This window comes from Bradyrhizobium sp. USDA 4532 (assembly GCF_024171315.1).
GTDB lineage: Bacteria > Pseudomonadota > Alphaproteobacteria > Rhizobiales > Xanthobacteraceae > Bradyrhizobium > Bradyrhizobium australafricanum.
Map to the genome: position 1 here is coordinate 1408031 of NZ_JALJZN010000001.1, position 21778 is coordinate 1429808.

A 21778-nucleotide genomic window follows, 5' to 3' on the forward strand; every position below is an offset into this window, starting at 1 on the left:
TGGCGATCAAAACCGCTTGCTGAGGAATTTTGATCCCTTCAGCCCGTAGCGCCAGGGCAGGTCGACGGCCTTGGTGATGCCGATCCGCACCCCGGTGATGATTTCGGGTGCTTCGGTCCGCGCATGGAGCGCGATCGGGGCGCGGTCGAGCGGCAATTCGCTGTGCGCGATGGTGATGCCGAGCGCCTCGCAGAGCTTGCCGGGCCCCGAGCACAGCGCGCGCTCGTCCTCCAGCCCGCGCCGCCTGCGCATCGCCGCGAGCCCATGGGTCGGCTCGATCGCGCGGATCAGCACGGCGCTGGCCGAGCCCGCTTCCTCGCAGACGAAGTTGACGCACCAATGGATGCCGTAGGAGCGGTAGACGTAGGAGAAGCCCGGCGGGCCGAACATCACCTGGTTGCGCGGGGTCGGCCCGCGGTAGGAATGCGCCGCCGGGTCGGTGTGATGATAGGCCTCGACCTCGGTGATGATGCCGCCGGCGCCGCCGACCAGGAAGGTCGCGCCGATCAGGTCGGGGGCGACCTCGTGGACGCTGCGATCGAAGAAGGAGCGTTTCAGCGCCTTGCCGAGGCGCGGCGCGGTCGCGCTGATGGATCGGGGTTTTTGAGCCATTTTGAGGTAGGAATCGGCATGGAACGGGTCGCAAGACTGCCAATATATGGGCAGGTCTGCTAGGGTCGCGGGGCGGGTTGCGAGCTGCGTCAACACCGATTAGCTAAGCCCTTGGTTCGGAGCATTGATCTGCCTGGATCATGCTCCCGCGACTTGCAGGCATCCATGGTCACCATCGTCGACACCATCTCCACCACTCAGCTCCGCCCACGGCACCCCGAAAAGGTGAACCGGCCGGATGCCGTGTCGCCGCCGAAGCCGGACTGGATCCGGGTTCGTGCGCCGAATACGCGCGGCTATGCAGATACGCGCCGGATCGTGAAGGAGAATGGCCTCGTCACGGTGTGCGAGGAGGCGGGCTGCCCCAATATCGGTGAGTGCTGGGACAAGAAGCACGCCACCTTCATGATCATGGGCGACACCTGCACGCGCGCCTGCGCGTTCTGCAACGTCAAGACCGGCATGCCCGGCGCGCTCGAGGCGAGCGAGCCGGAATACGTCGCGGAGGCCACCGCCAAGCTCGGGCTCAGTCATGTCGTGGTCACCTCGGTCGACCGCGACGATCTCGCCGACGGCGGTGCCGAGCATTTTGCCGAGACCATCCGCGCCATCCGCGCGCGCTGCCCGAGCACCACGATCGAGATCCTGACACCGGACTTCCTGCGCAAGGACGGCGCGCTGGAGCGCGTGGTCGTGGCCAAGCCCGACGTCTTCAACCACAATCTGGAAACCGTGCCGTCGCGCTATCTGACGGTCCGTCCCGGCGCCCGTTATTTCCATTCCATCCGGCTGCTGCAGCGGGTCAAGGAGATGGATCCGACCATCTTCACCAAATCAGGCATCATGGTCGGACTCGGCGAGGAGCGGCACGAGGTGCTGCAGGTGATGGACGATCTGCGCTCGGCCGACGTCGATTTCCTGACCATCGGCCAGTATTTGCAGCCGACCCGCAAGCATCACGCCGTGATGCGCTACGTGACGCCGGACGAGTTCGCAGGCTACGAGCGCGTCGCCTATACCAAGGGCTTTTTGATGGTGTCGGCGAGCCCGTTGACGCGCTCGTCGCATCACGCCGGCGAGGATTTCGCCAAACTGCAGGCGGCGCGCACGGCCCGCGGCCGCTAGATTTTTGCAAACGGCGGTAGGCCGGCGCCGTCACGCGCCGTTGCTTGATCGGGCCTTGACCGAACCTTGGCCGAATCTTGGACTGGACCAATGCAGCGCGTTCTGGTGATGGGATCGTCGGGATCCGGCAAGTCGACCTTTGCGCGGCGGCTGTCCGCCATGACAGGGATTCCGACCGTGTCGATCGATGCGCTGTTCTGGAAGCCGGGCTGGGTCGAGTCGGGCAGGGACGAATTCGAGCGCCGCGTGACCGAAGCAGCCCAGGAGCCGCGCTGGATCATGGATGGGAACTACATGAGGCATGGTGCAGGGGAATTGCGCCGGGAGCTCTCCGACACGATCATCTGGTTCGACCTGCCGCGGTCGACCTGTATGCTCGGTATCTTCAGGCGGATAGCCGGGAGCTATGGCGAGGTCCGCCCGGAGATGGCGGAAGGCTGCCCTGAGAAGATCGATCTCGAATTCTTCCGCTACGTCTGGACCTATCGCCGGCAGCAGCGGCCGAAGCTGATCGAGTATTTTGCCGGCTTGCGGCCCGATCAATCGCTGGTCTGTTTCACCGATCGGGCGCAGGCGGATGATTATCTGAAGCGCCTCGCACTCGGGCAAAACCGTGCGAGTATCCACTGATGCCACGATTCTCAAGCAAGCGGCGGGTCCGGCACACCGCACCTCAAATGTTCGATCTGGTCGCCGACGTCGAGCGCTATCCCGAATTCGTGCCGCTATGCCAGTCGCTCAAGATCCGCCAGCGCACGCCCAAGGACGACGGCACCGAGGTCGTGGTGGCGGACATGACGGTGTCCTTCAAGCTGGTGCGGGAAACCTTCACCAGCAAGGTGACGCTCGACCGGGCCAATCTGAATATCCTGGTCGAATATCTGCGCGGCCCGTTCAGCAATCTGGAGAACCGCTGGAGTTTTGAGCCGAAGTCGGAAACCGAATGCGATGTCGGCTTCTTCCTGAACTACGAATTCAAGAGCCGGATGCTGGCGATGCTGATGGGCTCGATGTTCGACGCCGCATTCTCACGCTTTGCCGCGGCGTTCGAGAAGCGCGCGGATCAGGTCTACGGCAAGCCGCAGCTGTCGACGTAGCGAAGCCGTCTCGTCTACATCTCTGGAACGCAAATGCCCGGCACGAGGCCGGGCACGACGGATGGTGCGGGAGAGCGTTCGCCGACTTACGGGCAGGATCGCCGCACGCCGCCGGATGCGATGTAGGTGCCCGAAGCGGGGTCGTAGGTACGGAAACGCTGGGAGCAATAGGCGTCGTTGTTGGCCTTGGCCTGGCTCGCCGCGATCGCGCCGCCGATGATCGCGCCGGCCGCCAGCCCGCCGATGATCGCCGCGCCGTTACTGCCGCCATCGCGATAGTAACCACCGCGGTAGCCGTATCCGCCGCGATAGCCGTAACGCGGACCACCGTGCCAGTGACGATACTGCACATGCTCGACGGAGGTAGGCTGATCCTGCAATTGCGCGGGAGCGAGTGGTGCGGCGGACGAAGGCACAACAGTCGACAGCGTCATGGCGCCAGCGCTGATGGCGGCCACGACAAAAGTTCCCAACTTCATCATTTTCTCCTTGTTGTGGGATTTTGCTGTTGGACGAACAATCGAAACAGCAGAGTTGGAACAACATAAAGCGGCGAAGCCGCGTCAAAGTTCCATTTCAGGTAAGCGTCACCGGGCCGCAGTTGACACAAGCCAGTGTAAGGTGGGCCGTGGCGCGACTTGACTTTGCGTTGGGCCTATCCGCGCGGCGGCCGGCGGCGTTTCGCAGCGTGGCTCCGCGGCGACCGGGCCACCCTTGGCCGCAACCGGCTGGCCGCCTCGCGACGCGGCTTGGCGGCCTGCGGCGGGCGCGCAAGCTCCATCAGCATGCGCAATGCTTCGACCACGGAGCGCTGCCGCACCGTGCTGCGGCCGATCGCGCCAAATCGCTGCTCACGATGAATGATGCGGCCGTCGCGCGCGGCGACGGCGAAATGCACTAGGCCGACCGGCTTGCCCGGTGTCGCACCGCCCGGGCCCGCGATGCCGGTGATCGAGACCGCAAGGTCGACGCCGGCCTTTTCCAGCGCGCCGATCGCCATCGCAGTCGCGGTTTCCTTGCTCACCGCGCCGAACGTTTCGAGCGTGGCCGCCTTGACGCCGAGCATGACCCGCTTGGCCTCGTTCGAATAGGTCACGAAGCCGCGGTCGATCACGTCGGAAGAGCCGGGGATGTCGGTGAGCGCACCCGCGACCAGGCCGCCGGTGCAGGATTCGGCGGTCGCGATGGTCAGCTTGCGCATCCGGCACAGGTCGAGCAGCGAGCGGGAGAGGGCACGAGCGTCGCTGCCGCCCATGTCAGGCACTCCGGCCTTTATCGTCCCAGCCTTTATCGTCCCAAGGGAGACGGACCGTGGCGCTCGCGGTTGCCGCGATGCCTTCCTCGCGGCCGGTGAAGCCGAGCCGCTCGCTGGTGGTGGCCTTGACCGCCACGCGCGAGACGTGGACGCCGGAGATCTCCGCGATCTTCGCCCGCATGGTGTCGCGCAACGGCCCGATCTTCGGCCGCTCGCAGATCAGCGTCACCTCGAGATTGGCAATCCGTCCGCCACGCGCGGTGACGCGCTCGACCGCGTATTTCAGGAACTGGTCGGAGGAGGCGCCTTTCCACTTGGCCTCGCTCGGCGGGAAATGCGAGCCGATATCGCCGTCGGCCAGCGCGCCGAGGATCGCGTCGACCAGCGCATGCAGCCCGACATCGCCGTCGGAATGGGCCAGGAATCCCTTCGTGTGCGGCACGCGCACGCCGCAGATCATGACATGGTCACCGTCGCCAAAGGCATGCACGTCGTAGCCGGTGCCGGTTCTGATGTCGCCGAGCTGGCTTGCGAGCCGCGCTTCCTCGCGCACGAAGTCCTCGGGTGTGGTGAGTTTCATGTTGGCAGCATCACCTTCAAACGTCGCAACCGTCAATCCCGCCCACTCGGCAAGCGCCGCATCGTCGGTGAAATCGGAGCGGCCATCGCGCGCTGCGCGACGATGCGCCTCCAATATTACGTCGAAACGAAAAGCCTGTGGCGTCTGCGCGATCCGCAGGCGCGCGCGCTCCGGCGTCGCCTCGACGTCGCCGGCATCGCCGGTGAGCTTGATGGTGTCGGTGACGGGAATCACGGGGATCGCAGCGCCGGTCCGGCCGGCTGCGGCGATCGCGCGCGAGATCACGGCTGCAGTGACGAAGGGGCGCGCGGCATCGTGGATCAGCACGATATCCGGCTTTTCGCTTGCGAGCGCCTCGAGCCCGGCATGGACCGAGGCCTGCCGGGTCGCGCCGCCCGGCGTCGGCGGCCGATGGCGGAGGCCTGCGACTGCTTCATCGAACAGCGCGGTGTCGTCAGGATTGACCACAGGCTGCACCGCAAACACGTCCGGATGTCCGGAGAACGCCTCCATGGCGCGGTAGATCACCGTCTGTCCGCCGATCGTCCGGTATTGCTTCGGCCCGCCTGCGCCGGCGCGCAGTCCACGGCCGGCTGCGACAAGGATGGCTGCGGTACGCTCAGGCTTCGGCATTTTGAACCAGTGACAGACGAATCGGGGATGAGGGGGACGGCGAGGATCGCCGCGCACAGCCCTTAGCATGACCGCTGCGCAAAAACAGAGCGTTTGCCGATGACTGTGGGAAAAGCAGATTTTGTTGCAGTGCACCTGCACTGATGATAGGAATGTCTAAACCGTAGGCATGAGCCTTGACTGCACAAGAATTGTGCGCAGAATAGGCGACGTCAGCTGCAATGGCGTGGCTGACAGAACGACGAGACGGCTGTGACCGGCGTGCAAAGTACTCCTCGTAACCCATTGAAGATCGGCGATATTGCTGTCGCCAACCGGGTTCTCCTCGCGCCCATGTCCGGCATTACCGATGCGCCCTTCCGGCGACTCGCTGCCACTTTGGGCGCCGGCCTGGTGGTCTCCGAGATGACCGCCAGCAACGATCTGGTGAACGGCAAGCCGATGTCGAAGCTGCGTTGCGAGGCAGCCGGGGTCGGACCGCATGTGGTCCAGCTCGCGGGCTGCGAGACCCACTGGATGGCGGAGGGCGCACGGATCGCCGAAGGCGCCGGCGCCGACGTCATCGACATCAACATGGGCTGTCCGGCACGCCACGTGACCGGGGGCCAGTCCGGCTCGGCCCTGATGCGCGACCTCGACCACGCGGTCACGCTGATCGAGGCGACGCTGTCGGCGGTCAGGGTGCCGGTCACGCTGAAGATGCGGCTCGGCTGGGATGACCGCTCGCTCAATGCACCGGAACTGGCGCGCCGCGCCGAGGCCGCCGGCGTGCAGATGATCACCGTGCATGGCCGGACCCGCTGCCAGTTCTACAAGGGCGAGGCGAACTGGAACGCGGTGCGCGCGGTCAAGGACGCCGTCACCGTCCCGGTCGTGGTCAACGGCGATATCACCTCGTTCGACAAGGCTGTCAGTGCGCTCGAGATGTCGGGCGCCGACGCCGTCATGATCGGCCGCGGCGCGCAGGGGCAGCCCTGGCTGCCGGGACAGATCGGCCGTCGCCTCGAGACCGGGATCGCCGAGGCCGCGCCGTCGCTCGCCGAGCAGCTCAAGCACGTTCGCGCGCTCTATGACGAGGTTTGCAGCCACTATGGCCTGCGCATCGGGCTCAAGCATGCACGCAAGCATCTGGGCTGGGCGCTGGAGGCTGCTGCGGCCTATAGCTGCGCGCCGGCCGCGACCTTGAAGACCTGGCGGCAGGCGATCCTGACCGCGGAAGAGCCGTCCAGCGTGCATCGCTCGCTCGCCGACGCCTACGACGATTTTGCCTGGAGTGCTGCCGCATGACGTCAGCCATGGAATTCCGCCGGCCGGTGCCGACTGACGGGGAGGCCATCCTCAATGCGCTGCCCAATCCGGTGCTGCTGGTCGCACCCGACGGGCGGATCGTCGACGCCAATATCGCAGCCGAATCTTTCTTCGAGATCTCGACCCAGTTCCTGCGCCGGCAGTCGCTGAAGGAACTGGTGCCGTTCGGCAGCCCGCTGCTGGCGCTGATCGAGCAGGTGCGGACGAGCGGCTCGCCGGTCAACGAATACAAGGTCGATCTCGGCACGCCGCGGATCGGCGGCGATCGCCAGGTCGATCTGCACGTCGCGCCGCTGACCGAGCGGCCCGGGCATATCGTGGTGATGCTCCAGGAGCGCACCATCGCCGACAAGATGGATCGGCAGCTCACCCATCGCAGCGCGGCGCGCTCGGTGATCGCGCTGGCGGCGATGCTCGCCCACGAGATCAAGAACCCGCTGTCCGGCATCCGTGGCGCGGCGCAGCTTTTGGAGCAGCAGGCCTCCTCCGAGGACCGGCTCTTGACGCGGTTGATCTGCGACGAGGCGGACCGCATCGTGACGCTGGTCGACCGCATGGAAGTGTTCGGCGACGACCGCCCGGTGGCGCGCGGTCCGGTCAACATCCATTCCGTGCTCGATCATGTGAAGCGCCTGGCGCAGTCCGGCTTTGCCCGCAATGTCCGCTTCATCGAGGACTACGATCCGTCGTTGCCGCCGGTGCTGGCCAACCAGGACCAGCTGATCCAGGTGTTCCTCAACCTCGTGAAGAACGCGGCCGAAGCGGTGGCCGATCTCGGCACCGATGCCGAGATCCAGCTCACCACTGCGTTCCGGCCAGGCGTGCGGCTGTCGCTGCCCGGCAAGAAATCGCGGGTCTCGCTGCCGCTGGAATTCTGCGTCAAGGACAACGGCTCTGGCGTGCCGGAAGACCTGCTGCCGAACCTGTTCGATCCCTTCGTCACCACCAAGCAGACCGGCAGCGGGCTCGGCCTCGCGCTGGTCGCCAAGATCGTCGGCGATCACGGCGGCATCATCGAATGCGAGTCGCAGCCGCGCAAAACCACTTTCCGCGTGCTGATGCCGATGTACAGCGCCGCCAAGCAACTCGACCAAAGCAACCGCGATGACGTTCCGGGTACGTCCTCGCCTGCCTCTCAGGATGCACGATGAGGAACACCAATGCCTGCAGGTAGCATACTTGTCGCCGACGACGACACCGCCATCCGGACCGTCCTGAACCAGGCGCTGTCGCGCGCCGGCTATGAGGTTCGCCTCACCGGCAACGCCGCCACGCTGTGGCGCTGGGTCAGCCAAGGCGAGGGCGATCTCGTCATCACCGACGTCGTGATGCCCGACGAGAACGCATTCGATCTCTTGCCGCGGATCAAGAAGATGCGGCCGAATTTGCCGGTCATCGTGATGAGCGCGCAGAACACGTTCATGACCGCGATCCGCGCCTCCGAGCGCGGCGCCTACGAATATCTGCCGAAGCCGTTCGACCTGAAGGAGCTGATCACCATCGTCGGCCGCGCGCTGGCCGAGCCGAAGGAGCGGGTCTCCAGTCCCGCCGACGACGGCGAGTTCGACTCGATCCCGCTGGTCGGCCGCTCGCCGGCGATGCAGGAAATCTACCGCGTGCTGGCGAGGTTGATGCAGACCGACCTCACCGTGATGATCTCGGGCGAATCCGGCACCGGCAAGGAGCTGGTCGCGCGCGCGCTGCACGACTACGGGCGGCGCCGCAACGGCCCGTTCGTCGCGGTCAACATGGCGGCGATCCCGCGCGACCTGATCGAATCGGAGCTGTTCGGCCATGAGCGCGGCGCATTCACCGGCGCCAACACCCGCGCCTCCGGCCGCTTCGAGCAGGCCGAGGGCGGCACGCTGTTCCTCGACGAGATCGGCGACATGCCGATGGAGGCGCAGACCCGGCTGCTCCGCGTGCTGCAGCAGGGCGAGTACACCACGGTCGGCGGCCGCACCCCGATCAAGACCGACGTCCGCATCGTCGCCGCCTCCAACAAGGACCTGCGCATCCTGATCCAGCAGGGCCTGTTCCGCGAGGACCTGTTCTTCCGCCTCAACGTGGTGCCGCTGCGGCTGCCGCCGCTGCGCGAGCGCATCGAGGATCTGCCCGACCTGATCCGGCACTTCTTCTCGCTCGCCGAGAAGGACGGCCTGCCGCCGAAGAAGCTCGACGCCCAGGCGTTGGAGCGGCTCAAGCAGCACCGCTGGCCGGGCAACGTCCGCGAGCTGGAAAACCTCGCCCGGCGGCTCGCCGCGCTCTATCCGCAGGACGTCATCACGTCTTCCGTCATCGACGGCGAGCTGGCGCCGCCGGCGGTCACCTCGGGCAGCACGGCGACCGTCGGCGTCGACAATCTCGGCGGCGCGGTCGAGGCCTATCTGTCCTCGCACTTCTCCGGCTTCCCGAACGGCGTGCCGCCGCCGGGCCTCTACCACCGTATCCTCAAGGAGATCGAGATCCCGCTGCTGACCGCCGCGCTGGCGGCGACTCGCGGCAACCAGATCCGGGCCGCCGACCTGCTCGGGTTGAACCGCAATACGCTGCGCAAGAAGATCCGCGACCTCGACATCCAAGTCTACCGGAGCGGCGGCTAGGGCTGCCAGGGCGGGGCGCGAGCCTCGCTTCAAGCTCGCTACCGTTATTGAGTAGTCACAAATGGTTTTGGGGACACGGCGCCGCACCAGGGGTTTGCGCCGCGGAAATGTCGCAATTCGGCAACATTGTGATATGATTGCATCAGTTCGCAATTCCCGCGGGCGATCGCTCTCAGCTCAATTGCCGGTATGACCAGCGCAGAGACCACCGCTTCAACATTACGCGCCCCGTCGGCCGAGCCCAATGCAGAGGCGCGGGGCTTCCCGCTGCGGCGCTGGCTGGCGCCGTTTGCCGTGGCCATCGCGCTGCTGTCCGCCTTCCTGACCTTCGTGGTGCTGACCGGGCTGACCCCGATCGAGCCCACGTCCGAGGTGGTCCGCTCCTTCCTGATGATCAATGCCGGCACCATCCTGCTGCTGGTCGGCATCATCGTCCGGGAAGTCTGGCAGATGGTGCAGGCGAGGCGGCGCGGCCGGGCCGCGGCGCGGCTGCATGTGCAGATTGTCGGCCTGTTCTCGGTGATCGCGGTGCTGCCCGCCGTGCTGGTGTCGATCGTCGCCAACGTCACCATCGAGCGCGGCCTCGACCGGCTGTTCTCGGGTCCCACCAAGCAGGTGATCCAGAATTCGCTGACCATCGCCAGTGCCTACATGCAGGAGCACGCCCAGCTCATCAACGGCGACACGCTGGCGATGGCCAATGACCTCGCCCATGCCCGGCCGCTCTACGACCAGGATCGCATGACGTTCCTGCAGCTGATGACGGCCGGCGCCGAGTCGCGCAATCTTCCGGTCGCGGTGCTGATGGACAAGGACGGCAAGATCGTCGCCAGCGCCGAGACCGGCGTTCGCCTGAACTACGAGGCGCCGCCGCCCGACATCCTGAAGGACATCAACGAGACCGAGCCGAAGATCTCGGTCTTTCCGGAAAACTACGTCGCCTCCGTGGTCCGCCTGCGGGCCTATGACGACATGTTCCTGTATGTGGCGCGGCTGCTCGATCCGGCGGTGGTTGCCCAGCTCAAGCAGACCCAGACCAGCGCGGCCGAATATGCCCAGCTCGAGACCCGCAGGCTCGGCATCCAGGTCGCGTTCGCGCTGATGTTCGCGGTGATCGCGCTGACCATCCTGATGGCCTCGGTGCTGATCGGGCTGAACTTCGCCAACGGGCTGGTGTCGCCGATCCGCCAGCTGATGGGCGCGGCGAGCGAGGTCTCGACCGGCAATCTCAATGTCCAGGTGCCGGTCAACAAGTCGGAAAGCGACCTCGCGCTGCTCGGCGAAATCTTCAACAAGATGACCCAGGAGCTGCGCACCCAGCGCAACGAGCTGGTCGACGCCAGCGAGACCATCGACAGCCGCCGCCGCTTCATCGAAGCGGTGCTGTCGTCGGCCTCTGCCGGCATCATCGGGGTCGACGCCTCAGGCACCATCGGCGTCCTCAACCGCTCGGCGGAGAAGCTGATCGGGCACGCCGAATCGGAGACGCTCGGCCATCCGCTCTCGGACGTACTGCCCGAGCTCGACGAGATGATGAAAACCGCGCGCGAGGGAACGCAGCGCCTGGTGCAGGGGCAGGTCACGATCCTGCGCGACGGCCATGAGCGCAATCTGTCGGTCCGCGTCTCGGCCGAGCAGACCAGCCAGTCGCGCGACAGCTACATCATCACACTCGACGACATCACCGAGCTGGTGTCGGCGCAGCGCACCTCGGCCTGGGGCGACGTCGCCCGCCGCATCGCCCACGAGATCAAGAACCCGCTGACCCCGATCCAGCTCTCCGCCGAGCGCATCCGCCGCAAGTTCGGCAAGACCATCACCGAGGAGAAGGACAAGTCGATCTTCGAGCAGTGCACCGATACCATCGTGCGCCAGGTCGACGACATCAGGCGGATGGTCGACGAGTTCTCGCGCTTTGCGCGGATGCCGAAGCCGGTGATGGAAGGGGAGGACGTCGCCGACGTGGTGCGCCAGGCGGTGTTCCTGATGAAGGTCGCGCATCCCGATCTCGACATCGAGGCCGACATCAAGCAGTCGCCGCTGCCCGCGCAGTTCGACCGCCGGCTGATCTCGCAGGCGCTGACCAACATCATCAAGAACGCCACCGAGGCGATCGAGCAGGTGCCGCGCGAGGAACTCGGCAAGGGCCGCATCGACGTCGTGGCGCAGCGCGAGAACGACGACATCCTGATCGACGTGGTCGACAACGGCATCGGCCTGCCCAAGGTCGCCCGCGCGCGCCTGCTCGAGCCCTATGTCACGACCCGGGCGAAGGGCACCGGCCTCGGCCTGGCGATCGTCGGCCGCGTTCTGGAGGACCATGGCGGCCGCATCGAGCTCAAGGATGCCTCCGATTTCCGCGACGGCCAGCGCGGTGCCTGGATGCGGCTGCGCTTTGCCGTCACGGGACACGCGGCCAAGCCGGAGAACAAGCCCGAAAGCAAGGACCAAAAACCGGACGTCAAACCGGACAAGGCCGAACCGGAAAGTGAAAAAAATCCGCCGGAGGAGCCGACCAACGGCCCGGCGCAAGCGACCAACAATGAACCAAAAATCCAAGAACCGACCCAAGAACCAATCCAAGAACCTATCCGAGATCCCGCTGATCAGGGGCCAAACAATCAAGAGCCAAATGCGCAAAAGCCAAAATTCAAAGCCGCGACGAGCGACTGACAAGGCAGGTGTAACCCATGGCAAGTGACATTCTGATTGTCGACGACGAAGCTGACATTCGCGACCTCGTTGCGGGTATTCTGGACGATGAGGGCTTTTCCACGCGCACCGCGCGCGACAGCGACTCGGCGCTCGCCGAGATCGCCAATCGCCGGCCCAATCTGGTCTTCCTCGACATCTGGCTGCAGGGCTCCAAGCTCGACGGCCTGCAGCTGCTCGAGCAGATCAAGAAGGACAATGCCGATCTGCCCGTCGTGATGATCTCGGGCCACGGCAACATCGAGACCGCGGTCGCCGCGATCAAGCGCGGTGCCTACGACTTCATCGAGAAGCCGTTCAAGTCGGACCGGCTGATCCTGGTCGCGACCCGGGCGCTGGAAACCTCGCGGCTCAAGCGCGAGGTGAAGGAGCTCAAGCAGCTGGCTCCGGCGGCGAGCGTCCTGACCGGCCGCTCGGCCTGCATGAACCAGCTGCGCCAGACCATCGACCGCGCCGCCAAGGCCAACAGCCGCATCCTGATCGTCGGTCCCTCCGGCGCCGGCAAGGAGCTTGCCGCGCGCACGCTGCACCATGCCTCCGGGCGCGCCGAGGGGCCGTTCGTGGTGATCAATGCGGCCGCGATCACGCCGGAGCGCATGGAGATCGAGCTGTTCGGCATCGAGGGATCGAACGGCGAGCAGCAGCGCAAGGCCGGCGCGCTCGAGGAGGCGCATGGCGGCACGCTGTTCATCGACGAGATCGCGGACATGCCGCGCGAGACCCAGAACAAGATTCTGCGCGTGCTGGTCGATCAGACCTTCCAGCGCCAGGGCGGCACCGGCAAAGTCCATGTCGACGTCCGCATCATCTCCTCGACCGCGCGCAATCTCGAGGAGGAGATCGCCGCAGGCCGCTTCCGCGAGGACCTCTATCATCGCCTCTCGGTGGTGCCGATCCGGGTGCCGCCGCTGTCGGAGCGACGCGAGGACATCCCCGAGCTGATCGACTATTTCATGGACCAGATCTCGGCCGCCACCGGCCTGCCGAAGCGGCAGATCGGGCAGGACGCGATGGCGGTCCTGCAGTCGCACGTCTGGCCGGGCAACGTCCGCCAGCTCCGCAACAATGTCGAGCGCGTGATGATCTTGGCCGGCGGCGGTCCGGAGGCGATCATCACCGCCGACATGCTGCCGCAGGACGTCGGCTCGATGGTGCCGGCGATGCCGACCTCCAACAATGGCGAGCACATCATGGGCCTGCCGTTGCGCGAGGCGCGCGAGGTGTTCGAGCGCGACTATCTGATCGCCCAGATCAGCCGCTTCTCCGGCAATATCTCGCGCACCGCGGAGTTCGTCGGCATGGAGCGCTCGGCGCTGCATCGCAAGCTGAAGGCGCTCGGGGTCGGCTGACCCCGGCGCGGCAGGCCGGCAGTCCGCTGGCGGCTCGAAGCGAAGCCCCGGCGGTCACCCGCCGGGGAGCCGACAGGCGGCTCTCGGGGCGGTTTGGATCAATCGGCGGGGCGAGGGCGGGGCCGGTACAACCGGGGATTTATCCACTCTCCACGAGAATATTCGTCTCTTTCCTCGCACTTTCTTAGAATTGCCACCGTGTTCCTACCGACTGCACCGCGAACTGGCTTGCCTAAAAACCGCGCGTAGCCTCTAATCCTACCGCTATGCCTGCCGGAGGGGGATCTCGTGGCAGGTGGGCAGCCGGAGGAGGCTCCGTCAGAGAGCAACAACCGGTTCAATAAAAAGAAGCACAAGCTTGCGGGACAAAAACAATGGCGGCAGACCGCGCACAAAATCTACAAGACACCTTCCTTAATCACGTTCGTAAAACCAAGACGCCACTGACGATATTTCTGGTCAACGGAGTAAAGCTGCAGGGCATTGTCACATGGTTCGACAATTTCTGCTTGCTGCTGCGGCGCGATGGTCACTCGCAGCTGGTCTACAAGCACGCGATCTCGACCATCATGCCCGGAGCTCCGATTCAGTTGTTCGAAGGTGGTGAGGACGCACCGGCTTGAGAGTGAACTGATTGGAACCCTTCAATCGTGAAGGGGGCGCCGACCGTGCCCGGTCGGCGGGGGACGGCAGCACCGGGCGGGTGATCGTCATCGGCCCGTACCTGCGCACGCGCCGTGGCGACGGCGATGCGCAAACGGATTCCTCTGTCCGCGACTATGAAGCGCGGATCGAGGAAGCCGCCGGCCTCGCCGGTGCGATCGACCTCACGGTGGTGGACTCCGTGATCGCGCCGATCAGCCAGATCCGGCCCGCGACTTACCTCGGCAAGGGCAAGGTCGAGGAGATCAACGGGCTCGTCGCCAGCAACCAGGTCGAGCTCGTGGTGATGGATTGCGCGCTGTCGCCGATCCAGCAGCGCAATCTCGAGAAGGCCTGGAGCACCAAGGTGCTCGACCGCACCGGCCTGATCCTGGAAATCTTCGGCCGCCGCGCCAAGACCAAGGAAGGCGCGCTGCAGGTCGAGCTCGCCCATCTCAACTATCAGCGCAGCCGTCTGGTGCGGTCCTGGACCCATCTCGAGCGCCAGCGTGGCGGCTTCGGCTTCATGGGTGGCCCCGGCGAAACCCAGATCGAGGCCGACCGCCGCCTGATCAGCGAGCGCATCACCAAGCTCGAAGGCGAGTTGAAGAAGGTGCAGGCGACGCGGCGGCTGCATCGCGCTGGCCGCCAGCGCGTGCCGTATCGCGTGGTGGCGCTGGTCGGCTACACCAATGCCGGCAAATCGACGCTGTTCAACCGCCTGACCCGCGCCGACGTGCAGGCCGCGGACATGCTGTTTGCGACGCTCGACCCGACCCTGCGCGCGCTCAACCTGCCGCATGGCGGCAAGGCGATGCTGTCGGACACGGTCGGCTTCATCTCCAATTTGCCGACCCAGCTGGTGGCCGCGTTCCGCGCCACGCTGGAAGAGGTGCTGGAAGCCGACATCATCCTGCATGTCCGCGACATCTCCCATGAGGACGCGGAGGCGCAGGAGCGCGACGTCGAGGCGGTGTTGCGCCAGCTCGGCATCGATCCCGATGCCGACGGTGGCCAGCGCATCATCGAGGTCTGGAACAAGATCGACCGCTTCGATCCCGAGGAGCGGGACAATTTGCGCAATATCGCCGCGCGCCGCCCGCCGGAGCGGCCATGCTTCCTGGTTTCGGCCGCAACAGGCGAGGGGATCGATGCGCTGCTCGCCGCGATCGAGGATCGCCTCGCGGCCAAGCGCTCGACGCTCAATCTTTCGATCGACGCCTCCGATGGCGCCGGCATCAGCTGGCTGCACCGCAATGCCGAGGTTCTGAACAAGGAGCTGCATGGCGAGCGCTTCGACATGACGGTGCGCGTCGACGAGACCAAGCGCGACATCGTGATGAGCCGGTTCGCCGCCGTCCCCTACGAGGCGTAAGCCCTCGAATACGGGCCGTGCAATCTTCCGAAATATAACGATGCCGTGACGTTGCGGGCGCTGATGCGCCTGCGACGCGGCGTCGCACTTTCTGTTTGAAATCCGCGCCGCCTTGGTTCATTGCGCTGCAGAACGCAAAGCCGAGGCGGATCGATGCAGGACACCAGCGAAACCATCACGAAAGAGACGCTCGCCGGCCAGAGCGGTGATCTTGCCCAGGAGCGGGCGCCCGAAATCGTCGAGGCGCTCAATGCCCGGGAGCCCGCGGATGCCGCGAAGCTGCTGCGATCGCTGCCGGCCGAGAAGGCGATCGAGGTGCTTGACCTGCCCGGACTCGACAACACCTGCGAGATCCTGGCCGAGCTGCCGAAGGATACCGCGGTCTCGCTGCTGTCGGGCGTCTCCGACGACCGTGCCGCCGATATCTTCAAGGAGCTGGTCGAGCCGCTGCGCACCACGCTGCTGAACGGGCTCAATCCGGAGACCCGCAACGTCATCTCGGGGCTATTGGCCTATCCCGAGCGCAGCGCCGGCAGCATCATGACGACCGAGTTCGTCAGCGTGCCCTCGAGCTGGACCATCGCCGAGGTCCTGCATCACATCCGGATGGTCGAGCGCACCCGCGAGACCGTCTACTCGATCTTCGTGATCGACCCGGTCAAGAAGACGCTGATCCAGGCCGTGCCGCTGCGCCGCCTGATCTCGGGCGATCCGCACGCCAATGTGCTGACCGCGGCGCCGGCGCGGAAGCCGCTGATGATCTCGCCGGAGGCCGACCGCATGGAGGCGGCGCGGCTGATCTCGCGCTACGACCTGCTCGCCGTCGCCGTCGTCGACGGCCCCGGCCATATCCTCGGCATCGTCACGGTCGACGACGTCATCGACGCCATCGTCGAGGAATCGACCGAGGACGCCCAGAAGTTCGGCGGCATGGAAGCGATCGACGAGCCGTATTTGCGGATCGGTTTCGGCGAGATGATCAAGAAGCGCGCCGGCTGGCTGTGCGCACTGTTCCTGTCGGAAATGCTGACCGCGACCGCAATGCAGTCGTACCAGAGTGAGCTCGAGAAGGCGATCGTCCTGACGCTCTTCATCCCGTTGATCATGAGCTCGGGCGGCAATTCCGGCTCCCAGGCAACCTCGCTGTTGATCCGTTCGCTGGCACTGCACGAGGTGCGGCTGCGCGACTGGTGGCGTGTCGCCGTGCGGGAATTGCCGACAGGCATCGTGCTCGGCGCCATTCTCGGCCTGATCGGCGTCGTCAGGATCACGCTCTGGCAGACGCTCGGCCTGTTCGACTACGGCCCGCATTGGGTGCTCGTCGCAGCGACCGTCGGCACCGCACTGATCGGCATCGTCACCTTCGGATCGCTGTGCGGCTCGATGCTGCCCTTCATCCTCAAGCGCATCGGCTTCGACCCGGCCAGCGCGTCGGCACCGTTCGTCGCGACACTGGTCGACGTCACCGGTCTCGTGATCTACTTCGGCGTTGCCGCGGTGATCCTGCGCGGGACGCTGTTGTAGGCTGAGCCTGCGCCTTCAACCTCGGTGTCGTCTCTGCGAAAGCAGGGACCCATGACCACCGGCCATCGCTGTTGAGTGCAGCGGAAGTTCTGCATCTTGCTCGCCTCGCTGAATCTCTGGCGATGCGTGGGATTGATACCGTCGACTATCCGTTAGATCACGCGGTATGGGTCCCGGCGTTCGCCGGGACGACGGCGGTTTTGGCTTCATTCCACAACGCGTCCATCTCCTCAAGCGATGCCCCCTCCAGCGAACGCCCCTGCGCCGCCAGCGCCTTCTCGATATAGGCAAAGCGCCGCTCGAACTTGGCGTTGGTCGCACGCAGCGCCGCTTCCGGATCGGCGTCGACGTGGCGGGCGAGGTTGACCAGCGCGAACATCAGGTCGCCGGTTTCCTCCGCGATCTCCGCCCTGTCGTTGCGGTCGAGCGCGGCCTCGATCTCGTCGGCCTCCTCGCGGATCTTGGCGAGCACCGCGCGCGGGTCGTTCCAGTCGAAGCCGACGGTGGACGCCTTGCGCTGCAGCTCCATCGCGCGCGTCAGGGCAGGCAGGCCCGCCTTCACGCTCGCCAGCAGCGATTTGTGCGCAGTCTCTTCGGGCGGCCGCCGCGCGGCGCGCTCGGCCTTCTCCTCGGCCTTGATCCGTTCCCAGGCGCTCTTGACGCCGGCCGGCTGGATATTGCCGTCCTTGTCGGCGAAGACGTGCGGATGACGGCGGATCATCTTCCTGGTGATCGCCTCGACCACATCGCCGAACGCGAACGCGTTCTGCTCCTCGGCCATCCTGGCGTGGTAGACCACCTGCAACAGCAGGTCGCCGAGCTCCTCGCGCAAATCGTCGAGATCGCCGCGCGTGATCGCATCCGCAACCTCATAGGCCTCCTCGATCGTGTAGGGCGCGATGGTCTCGAAATTCTGCACGAGGTCCCAGGGGCAGCCGGTCACCGGCGTGCGCAGCGCAGCCATGATCTCGATCAGGCGGGAAATGTCGCGGGATGGGGTCATGGGGCACCGGCATCAAAGAGGTATTGGCTTTATGCCAATACACCCCTCCCGATCCCAGCAAAACACGCCGGAATCGCGACGCTGTCCACGGATTGGCCACGGCGCCGTCAGGTGCTAAATCGCGTTCCATGACCGATCAGAATGCTTCCGACACCGCGCTGGTGCTGTTTTCCGGCGGCCAGGATTCCACCACGTGCCTTGCCTGGGCCTTGTCGCGCTTTGCCCGCGTCGAGATGCTCGGCTTCACCTACGGCCAGCGCCACGCGATCGAGCTCGATTGCCGGGACCAGCTGCTGGCCGGGATCAAACGGGTCCGGCCGGAATGGTCTGCGAAACTCGGCGACAGCCACACGCTTGATATCCCGACGCTGTCCGAGATTTCCGACACCGCGCTGACCCGCGACGTCGCGATCGAAATGGGCGCGGACGGCTTGCCGAACACCTTCGTGCCCGGCCGCAACCTCGTGTTCCTCACCTTCGCTGGGGCGCTGGCCTATCGGCGGGGGATCCGCCACATCATCGGCGGCATGTGCGAGACCGACTATTCCGGCTACCCGGATTGCCGCGACGAGACCATCAAGGCATTGCAGTCCGCGCTCAATCTCGGCATGGCCAGGGATTTCGAGCTGCACACGCCGCTGATGTGGCTCGACAAGGCCGCGACCTGGCGGCTCGCGCACGAGCTCGGCGGAGCAGGGCTGGTCGACCTGATCCGCGAGCACTCGCACACCTGCTATCTCGGCGAACGCGGCGCGCAGCACGATTGGGGCTATGGCTGCGGCGAATGCCCGGCCTGCAGCCTGCGGGCCAAGGGCTGGCGGGAGTACGTCGCGCAGGGTGGCCCGTAACCGTGGACTGATGGCCCCGCAGGGGCGCACGGCCAAAATATCGAAAACAACCCCATGCAAAGGAGTCGGCGGCTGCCGGCGTTCGACACGGCAACTTGACACGTCGGGCAACTCAGCGGTATTCTTCTATTATCCAGAAATCGTCCCAGGCCCGGCTCGACCGGGCGATCCGGTATGCTGCGGCTTCTCGGCTCCAGCACTCCCGTCTCTGGAATCCGTGCGCGCGGTTCTCTCCCCGTCGTCGTCCCGGCGAAGGCCGGGACCCATACGCCGCGGCAGGCGTTGTGGGTTGGACTCGTCGTTCCAGCATCGCGTAACAATTTGCATTTGGGGTTATGGGTCCCGGCCTTCGCCGGGACGACGATGAGGATGAGTTCGCGATTCAAGGCGACCCACCACGCGATGACATCACCCGCGCATGCGCATGTAGGTAATCATGGCATTCGAGGCTACTCGAAATCCGCGGCCGTCAGCACGATCGGCTGGCCGTGCGGGGTGCGGTCGGCGGCGTGGTCCCAGGCGTCGCGGTAGCGGTGCAGTGTCTCATGCGTCGTGACGCCCTTGGCGGCGACGAGATGTTCGAGCGTCGCGAGCCAGTGCTGGTAATAGGTCTCGCCGGTGTCGGGATCGCCGGCGGCCTGCGCGCGCTTGATCTGGTCGGCAAGCGCCGCAGCCCATTCGGGCCAGGTGAACACGCCGCGGTCATGCAGCGTCAAGGCCATGGCGAACGCCTGCGCCTCCCACGGTGCACGGAACACCGGGCCGTCCTGGTCGCGGGGAATGCTGGACACTGCGCCGGTGGCGCGCGCGGCGGCACCTGCATCCATCACACGGCCTCCAGATACGGCTCGAACGCGTCGATCGAGACCTTGATGGTCGGATCGGAGTCCGGTCCCCACAGCTCGCGTCCGTCGAACACGACGGTGTACAGCCATTGCGGATGCTCGCCGGCGTCGTTGGCCACCGTATCGGGAAATACGTGACAGCCATGATCGCGCTCGACCACCCCGACGTGACCGCGCACGTAGCGCGGCAACCGTGTGTGCGTGGCGGGATGGATGTTCTTCGCCCGCACCCGATCGCCGGCCTTGAATTTCGCAGGCCCCGGCGCGGCGCGGCCGAACTTGCCGCGTACCATGATGCGCTCGATGTCGACCACCGAGAACTTGCCGTGCTTGAGCGCTTTCGCCGGCGCGACGGAATGCCCGGCGGCGACGTCGTCCTTGGAGATATAGCCCTTGTCGAGCAGCAGGGCTTCCAGCCCGAGCAGCCATTTCCTGTAGTAGGAGCTCGACAGATAGACCTGCGGGGGCAGGGTCTCGCGATAGAAGCGCGAGGCGTCGATGTTGAAGGCGCCGGCTGCGCCCATCGCGCGGACCATGGCGAGCACCCGGGATTCCCATTCCTCATGGAACATCGGCTCGTTCGGCTCGGGCTCGACCTTGCCGAACCCGTCCATGCCGCCCATGTCGTGGACGCCGTTCATGACGGCGCCCCCGGTTTCTTGGGAAAGCCGGTGCCGATCATGGAATCGCGCGTCACCAGCTCGGCGAGCTGGTCTTCGCTCCAGCCCTCGGTGCCTTCGGGCCGCATCGGCAGCACCAGGAAGCGCGTCTCCGCGGTCGAATCCCAGACCCGGATTTCCGTCTCCTTCGGCAGGCTGACGCCGAAATCGGCGAGCACGCCGCGCGGATCCTTGACCGCGCGCGAGCGATACGGCGAGGCCTTGTACCAGACCGGCGGCAGCCCGAGCATTTCCCAAGGATAACAGGAGCACAATGTGCAGACGACCATGTTGTGGCGGCCGGGTGTATTCTCGATCGCGACCAGATGGTCGCCGACCCGGCTGACATGGCCGAGGGTGCCGACCGCCTTGCTGGCGTCCTCGAGCAGCGCCTTCTTGAAGGCGGGATCGGTCCAGGCCTTGGCGACGACCCGGGCGCCGTTATGCGGGCCGATCTTGGTCTCATAGGCCTGCACGATGGCGTCGAGCGCGGCAGCCTCGACATAGCCCTTCTCGGTCAGGATCGATTCCAGCGCACGGACGCGCAGTTCGGTCTCCGACAGTTCGGAATGGTCGTGATCGTGGTGGTGATGATCATGTTCGCTCATGCCCACAGAATAGGCGAAACCGTCGTGCTATGTCGAGGCAGGCAGTACACAAGAATGCGAGCGGGGAGGTATGCGTGGTTGACTATGTGACGATCGAGAAGGGCCTCGGGCCGGACGGCCGCATCGCCGTGGTGCGGTTCGATCGCGGCGACGGTATCAACGCGCTGTCGCCGGAGGCGCTGCGGCAGCTGACTGACGCGGCGCGCAGTTTCGAGGACGATGGCGAGACCTCGGTGGTGGTGCTGACCGGCGGCGCCAAATCGTTCAGCGCCGGCTTCGACCTCAAGGATGCCGAAGGGCGTTCGCGCCAGACCATGGACATGGGCACGCTGCGCCGGCACCTGAAGCTCGGGCCGCGGCTGACGCGCGCCTGGCAGGACATGGAGCAGGTCACGATCGGCGCGATCGAGGGCTTTTGCGTCGGCGGCGGCGTGGCACTCGCGGTCGCGCTGGATTTCCGCGTCATGGCGCGCGACGCGCATATGCGGGTGCCGGAAATAGCGCTCGGCATGAACATGAGCTGGCAGAGCGTGCCGCGCATGCTGCATCTGATGGGACCGGCGCGCACCAAGCAGGCTGTGATCCTGGCCGACGACCGGATCTCGGCCGAGGAGGCCTATGAATGGGGCCTGGTGGAGCAGGTGACCGATCCTGGAAAGTCATATGACGTAGCGATGGCGCTCGCGGCCAAGGTCGCCGCCCAGCCGCCGATCTCGGTCGCGATGACCAAGCTGACGGTCAACCGGCTCGCACATGCGCTCGACGATCTCGCGAGCCACATGGACCTCGACCAGTTCGCGCTCGCGAGCCTGACCGAGGATCACAAGGAAGGCGTTGCGGCCTTCCTCGGACGGCGGAAGCCGCACTTCAAGGGGCGCTGACGCGTGTCGTTCAAGAGCCTTTCCAAGCTTCGGATCCAGGCTTCGGAATGGCGAAGGCCCTGACGCCGGGCCGATGCGTCAGGGCCTTTGCGGTGCGGAGACGACCCCAGCACCTTTGC

Annotated in this window: 21 protein-coding genes; 13 read left to right on the forward strand and 8 right to left on the reverse strand. The window is 65.7% G+C overall.

Translation table 11 applies throughout. The annotated features are described in order from the left end of the window. Positions 1-6: 6 nt before the first annotated feature. Positions 7-612, reverse strand: a complete 606-nt coding sequence (locus J2R76_RS06795; protein WP_229191865.1) for a DNA-3-methyladenine glycosylase — start codon at positions 610-612, stop codon at positions 7-9. Between the two features lie 165 nt (positions 613-777). Between J2R76_RS06795 and lipA the strand changes: the two genes are divergently transcribed. The 3 genes from lipA (at position 778) to J2R76_RS06810 (ending at position 2834) form a co-directional block, all read left to right on the forward strand. After that, the gene (gene lipA, locus J2R76_RS06800) at positions 778-1737 is read left to right on the forward strand and encodes a lipoyl synthase (protein ID WP_076828772.1); all 960 of its coding nucleotides are present in this window, start codon (positions 778-780) and stop codon (positions 1735-1737) included. Positions 1738-1827: 90 nt separating this feature from the next. Further along, positions 1828-2367: a DNA topology modulation protein gene (locus tag J2R76_RS06805; protein WP_253623861.1), complete on the forward strand. Its 540-nt coding sequence runs from the start codon at positions 1828-1830 to the stop codon at positions 2365-2367. After that, positions 2367-2834 (forward strand): type II toxin-antitoxin system RatA family toxin, encoded by a 468-nt coding sequence (locus J2R76_RS06810; protein ID WP_076828775.1) that lies wholly within the window; start codon positions 2367-2369, stop codon positions 2832-2834. The genes J2R76_RS06805 and J2R76_RS06810 overlap by 1 nt, the downstream gene beginning before the upstream one ends. 86 nt (positions 2835-2920) lie before the next feature. Here J2R76_RS06810 and J2R76_RS06815 read toward each other — a convergent pair whose 3' ends face one another. From J2R76_RS06815 to J2R76_RS06825, 3 genes are all read right to left on the reverse strand, one after another. Further along, the gene (locus J2R76_RS06815; RefSeq protein WP_253623862.1) at positions 2921-3316 is read right to left on the reverse strand and encodes a BA14K family protein; all 396 of its coding nucleotides are present in this window, start codon (positions 3314-3316) and stop codon (positions 2921-2923) included. A 173-nt stretch (positions 3317-3489) separates the two neighbouring features. Then, positions 3490-4089, reverse strand: a complete 600-nt coding sequence (locus tag J2R76_RS06820; protein ID WP_038386736.1) for a CinA family protein — start codon at positions 4087-4089, stop codon at positions 3490-3492. A 1-nt stretch (position 4090) separates the two neighbouring features. Continuing rightward, positions 4091-5302, reverse strand: coding sequence for a bifunctional 2-C-methyl-D-erythritol 4-phosphate cytidylyltransferase/2-C-methyl-D-erythritol 2,4-cyclodiphosphate synthase (locus tag J2R76_RS06825; RefSeq protein WP_253590211.1), 1212 nt, complete (start codon positions 5300-5302; stop codon positions 4091-4093). 333 nt (positions 5303-5635) lie between these two features. Between J2R76_RS06825 and dusB the strand changes: the two genes are divergently transcribed. From dusB to mgtE, 8 genes are all read left to right on the forward strand, one after another. Then, positions 5636-6589, forward strand: a complete 954-nt coding sequence (gene dusB / locus J2R76_RS06830; protein WP_233475472.1) for a tRNA dihydrouridine synthase DusB — start codon at positions 5636-5638, stop codon at positions 6587-6589. Continuing rightward, the gene (locus J2R76_RS06835; protein ID WP_057016577.1) at positions 6586-7761 is read left to right on the forward strand and encodes a nitrogen regulation protein NR(II); all 1176 of its coding nucleotides are present in this window, start codon (positions 6586-6588) and stop codon (positions 7759-7761) included. Before dusB ends, J2R76_RS06835 begins: the two co-directional genes overlap by 4 nt. Positions 7762-7770: 9 nt before the next feature. Next, positions 7771-9213 (forward strand): nitrogen regulation protein NR(I), encoded by a 1443-nt coding sequence (gene ntrC, locus J2R76_RS06840; protein ID WP_050419700.1) that lies wholly within the window; start codon positions 7771-7773, stop codon positions 9211-9213. 189 nt (positions 9214-9402) lie between these two features. Beyond that, the gene (locus tag J2R76_RS06845; RefSeq protein ID WP_229191860.1) at positions 9403-11886 is read left to right on the forward strand and encodes an ATP-binding protein; all 2484 of its coding nucleotides are present in this window, start codon (positions 9403-9405) and stop codon (positions 11884-11886) included. A gap of 17 nt (positions 11887-11903) precedes the next feature. Beyond that, the gene (locus J2R76_RS06850) at positions 11904-13274 is read left to right on the forward strand and encodes a sigma-54 dependent transcriptional regulator (RefSeq protein WP_028331957.1); all 1371 of its coding nucleotides are present in this window, start codon (positions 11904-11906) and stop codon (positions 13272-13274) included. 374 nt (positions 13275-13648) lie between these two features. Next, on the forward strand, positions 13649-13897 hold the full coding sequence (gene hfq / locus J2R76_RS06855; protein WP_006020546.1) for an RNA chaperone Hfq: 249 nt from the start codon (positions 13649-13651) through the stop codon (positions 13895-13897). Between the two features lie 11 nt (positions 13898-13908). Beyond that, positions 13909-15291 (forward strand): GTPase HflX, encoded by a 1383-nt coding sequence (hflX, locus tag J2R76_RS06860; RefSeq protein ID WP_253623863.1) that lies wholly within the window; start codon positions 13909-13911, stop codon positions 15289-15291. A gap of 153 nt (positions 15292-15444) precedes the next feature. Then, a complete protein-coding gene (mgtE, locus tag J2R76_RS06865; protein WP_057016580.1) occupies positions 15445-16815 on the forward strand; it encodes a magnesium transporter in 1371 nt (456 codons plus the stop codon). 157 nt (positions 16816-16972) lie between these two features. On the opposite strand, the gene mazG is transcribed toward mgtE, so the two are convergent. After that, on the reverse strand, positions 16973-17818 hold the full coding sequence (gene mazG / locus J2R76_RS06870) for a nucleoside triphosphate pyrophosphohydrolase (protein WP_253623864.1): 846 nt from the start codon (positions 17816-17818) through the stop codon (positions 16973-16975). Between the two features lie 128 nt (positions 17819-17946). On the opposite strand from mazG, the gene queC reads away from it, so the two are divergent. Continuing rightward, entirely contained in the window at positions 17947-18666 is a 720-nt protein-coding gene (gene queC / locus J2R76_RS06875; RefSeq protein WP_028344025.1) for a 7-cyano-7-deazaguanine synthase QueC, read from the forward strand. A gap of 449 nt (positions 18667-19115) precedes the next feature. Here queC and J2R76_RS06880 read toward each other — a convergent pair whose 3' ends face one another. The 3 genes from J2R76_RS06880 to nthA are packed head-to-tail and all read right to left on the reverse strand — an operon-like array spanning position 19116 to position 20778. Beyond that, entirely contained in the window at positions 19116-19493 is a 378-nt protein-coding gene (locus J2R76_RS06880) for a nitrile hydratase accessory protein (RefSeq protein ID WP_057018637.1), read from the reverse strand. Next, entirely contained in the window at positions 19493-20152 is a 660-nt protein-coding gene (gene nthB / locus J2R76_RS06885) for a nitrile hydratase subunit beta (protein WP_253623865.1), read from the reverse strand. Before nthB ends, J2R76_RS06880 begins: the two co-directional genes overlap by 1 nt. Next, entirely contained in the window at positions 20149-20778 is a 630-nt protein-coding gene (gene nthA / locus J2R76_RS06890; protein WP_028344028.1) for a nitrile hydratase subunit alpha, read from the reverse strand. The genes nthB and nthA overlap by 4 nt, the downstream gene beginning before the upstream one ends. Before the next feature lie 74 nt (positions 20779-20852). Here nthA and J2R76_RS06895 point away from each other — a divergent pair, with 74 nt between their 5' ends. Beyond that, complete coding sequence (locus J2R76_RS06895) at positions 20853-21659, forward strand: enoyl-CoA hydratase/isomerase family protein (RefSeq protein WP_057018639.1); 807 nt, start codon at positions 20853-20855, stop codon at positions 21657-21659. Positions 21660-21778: the final 119 nt, after the last annotated feature.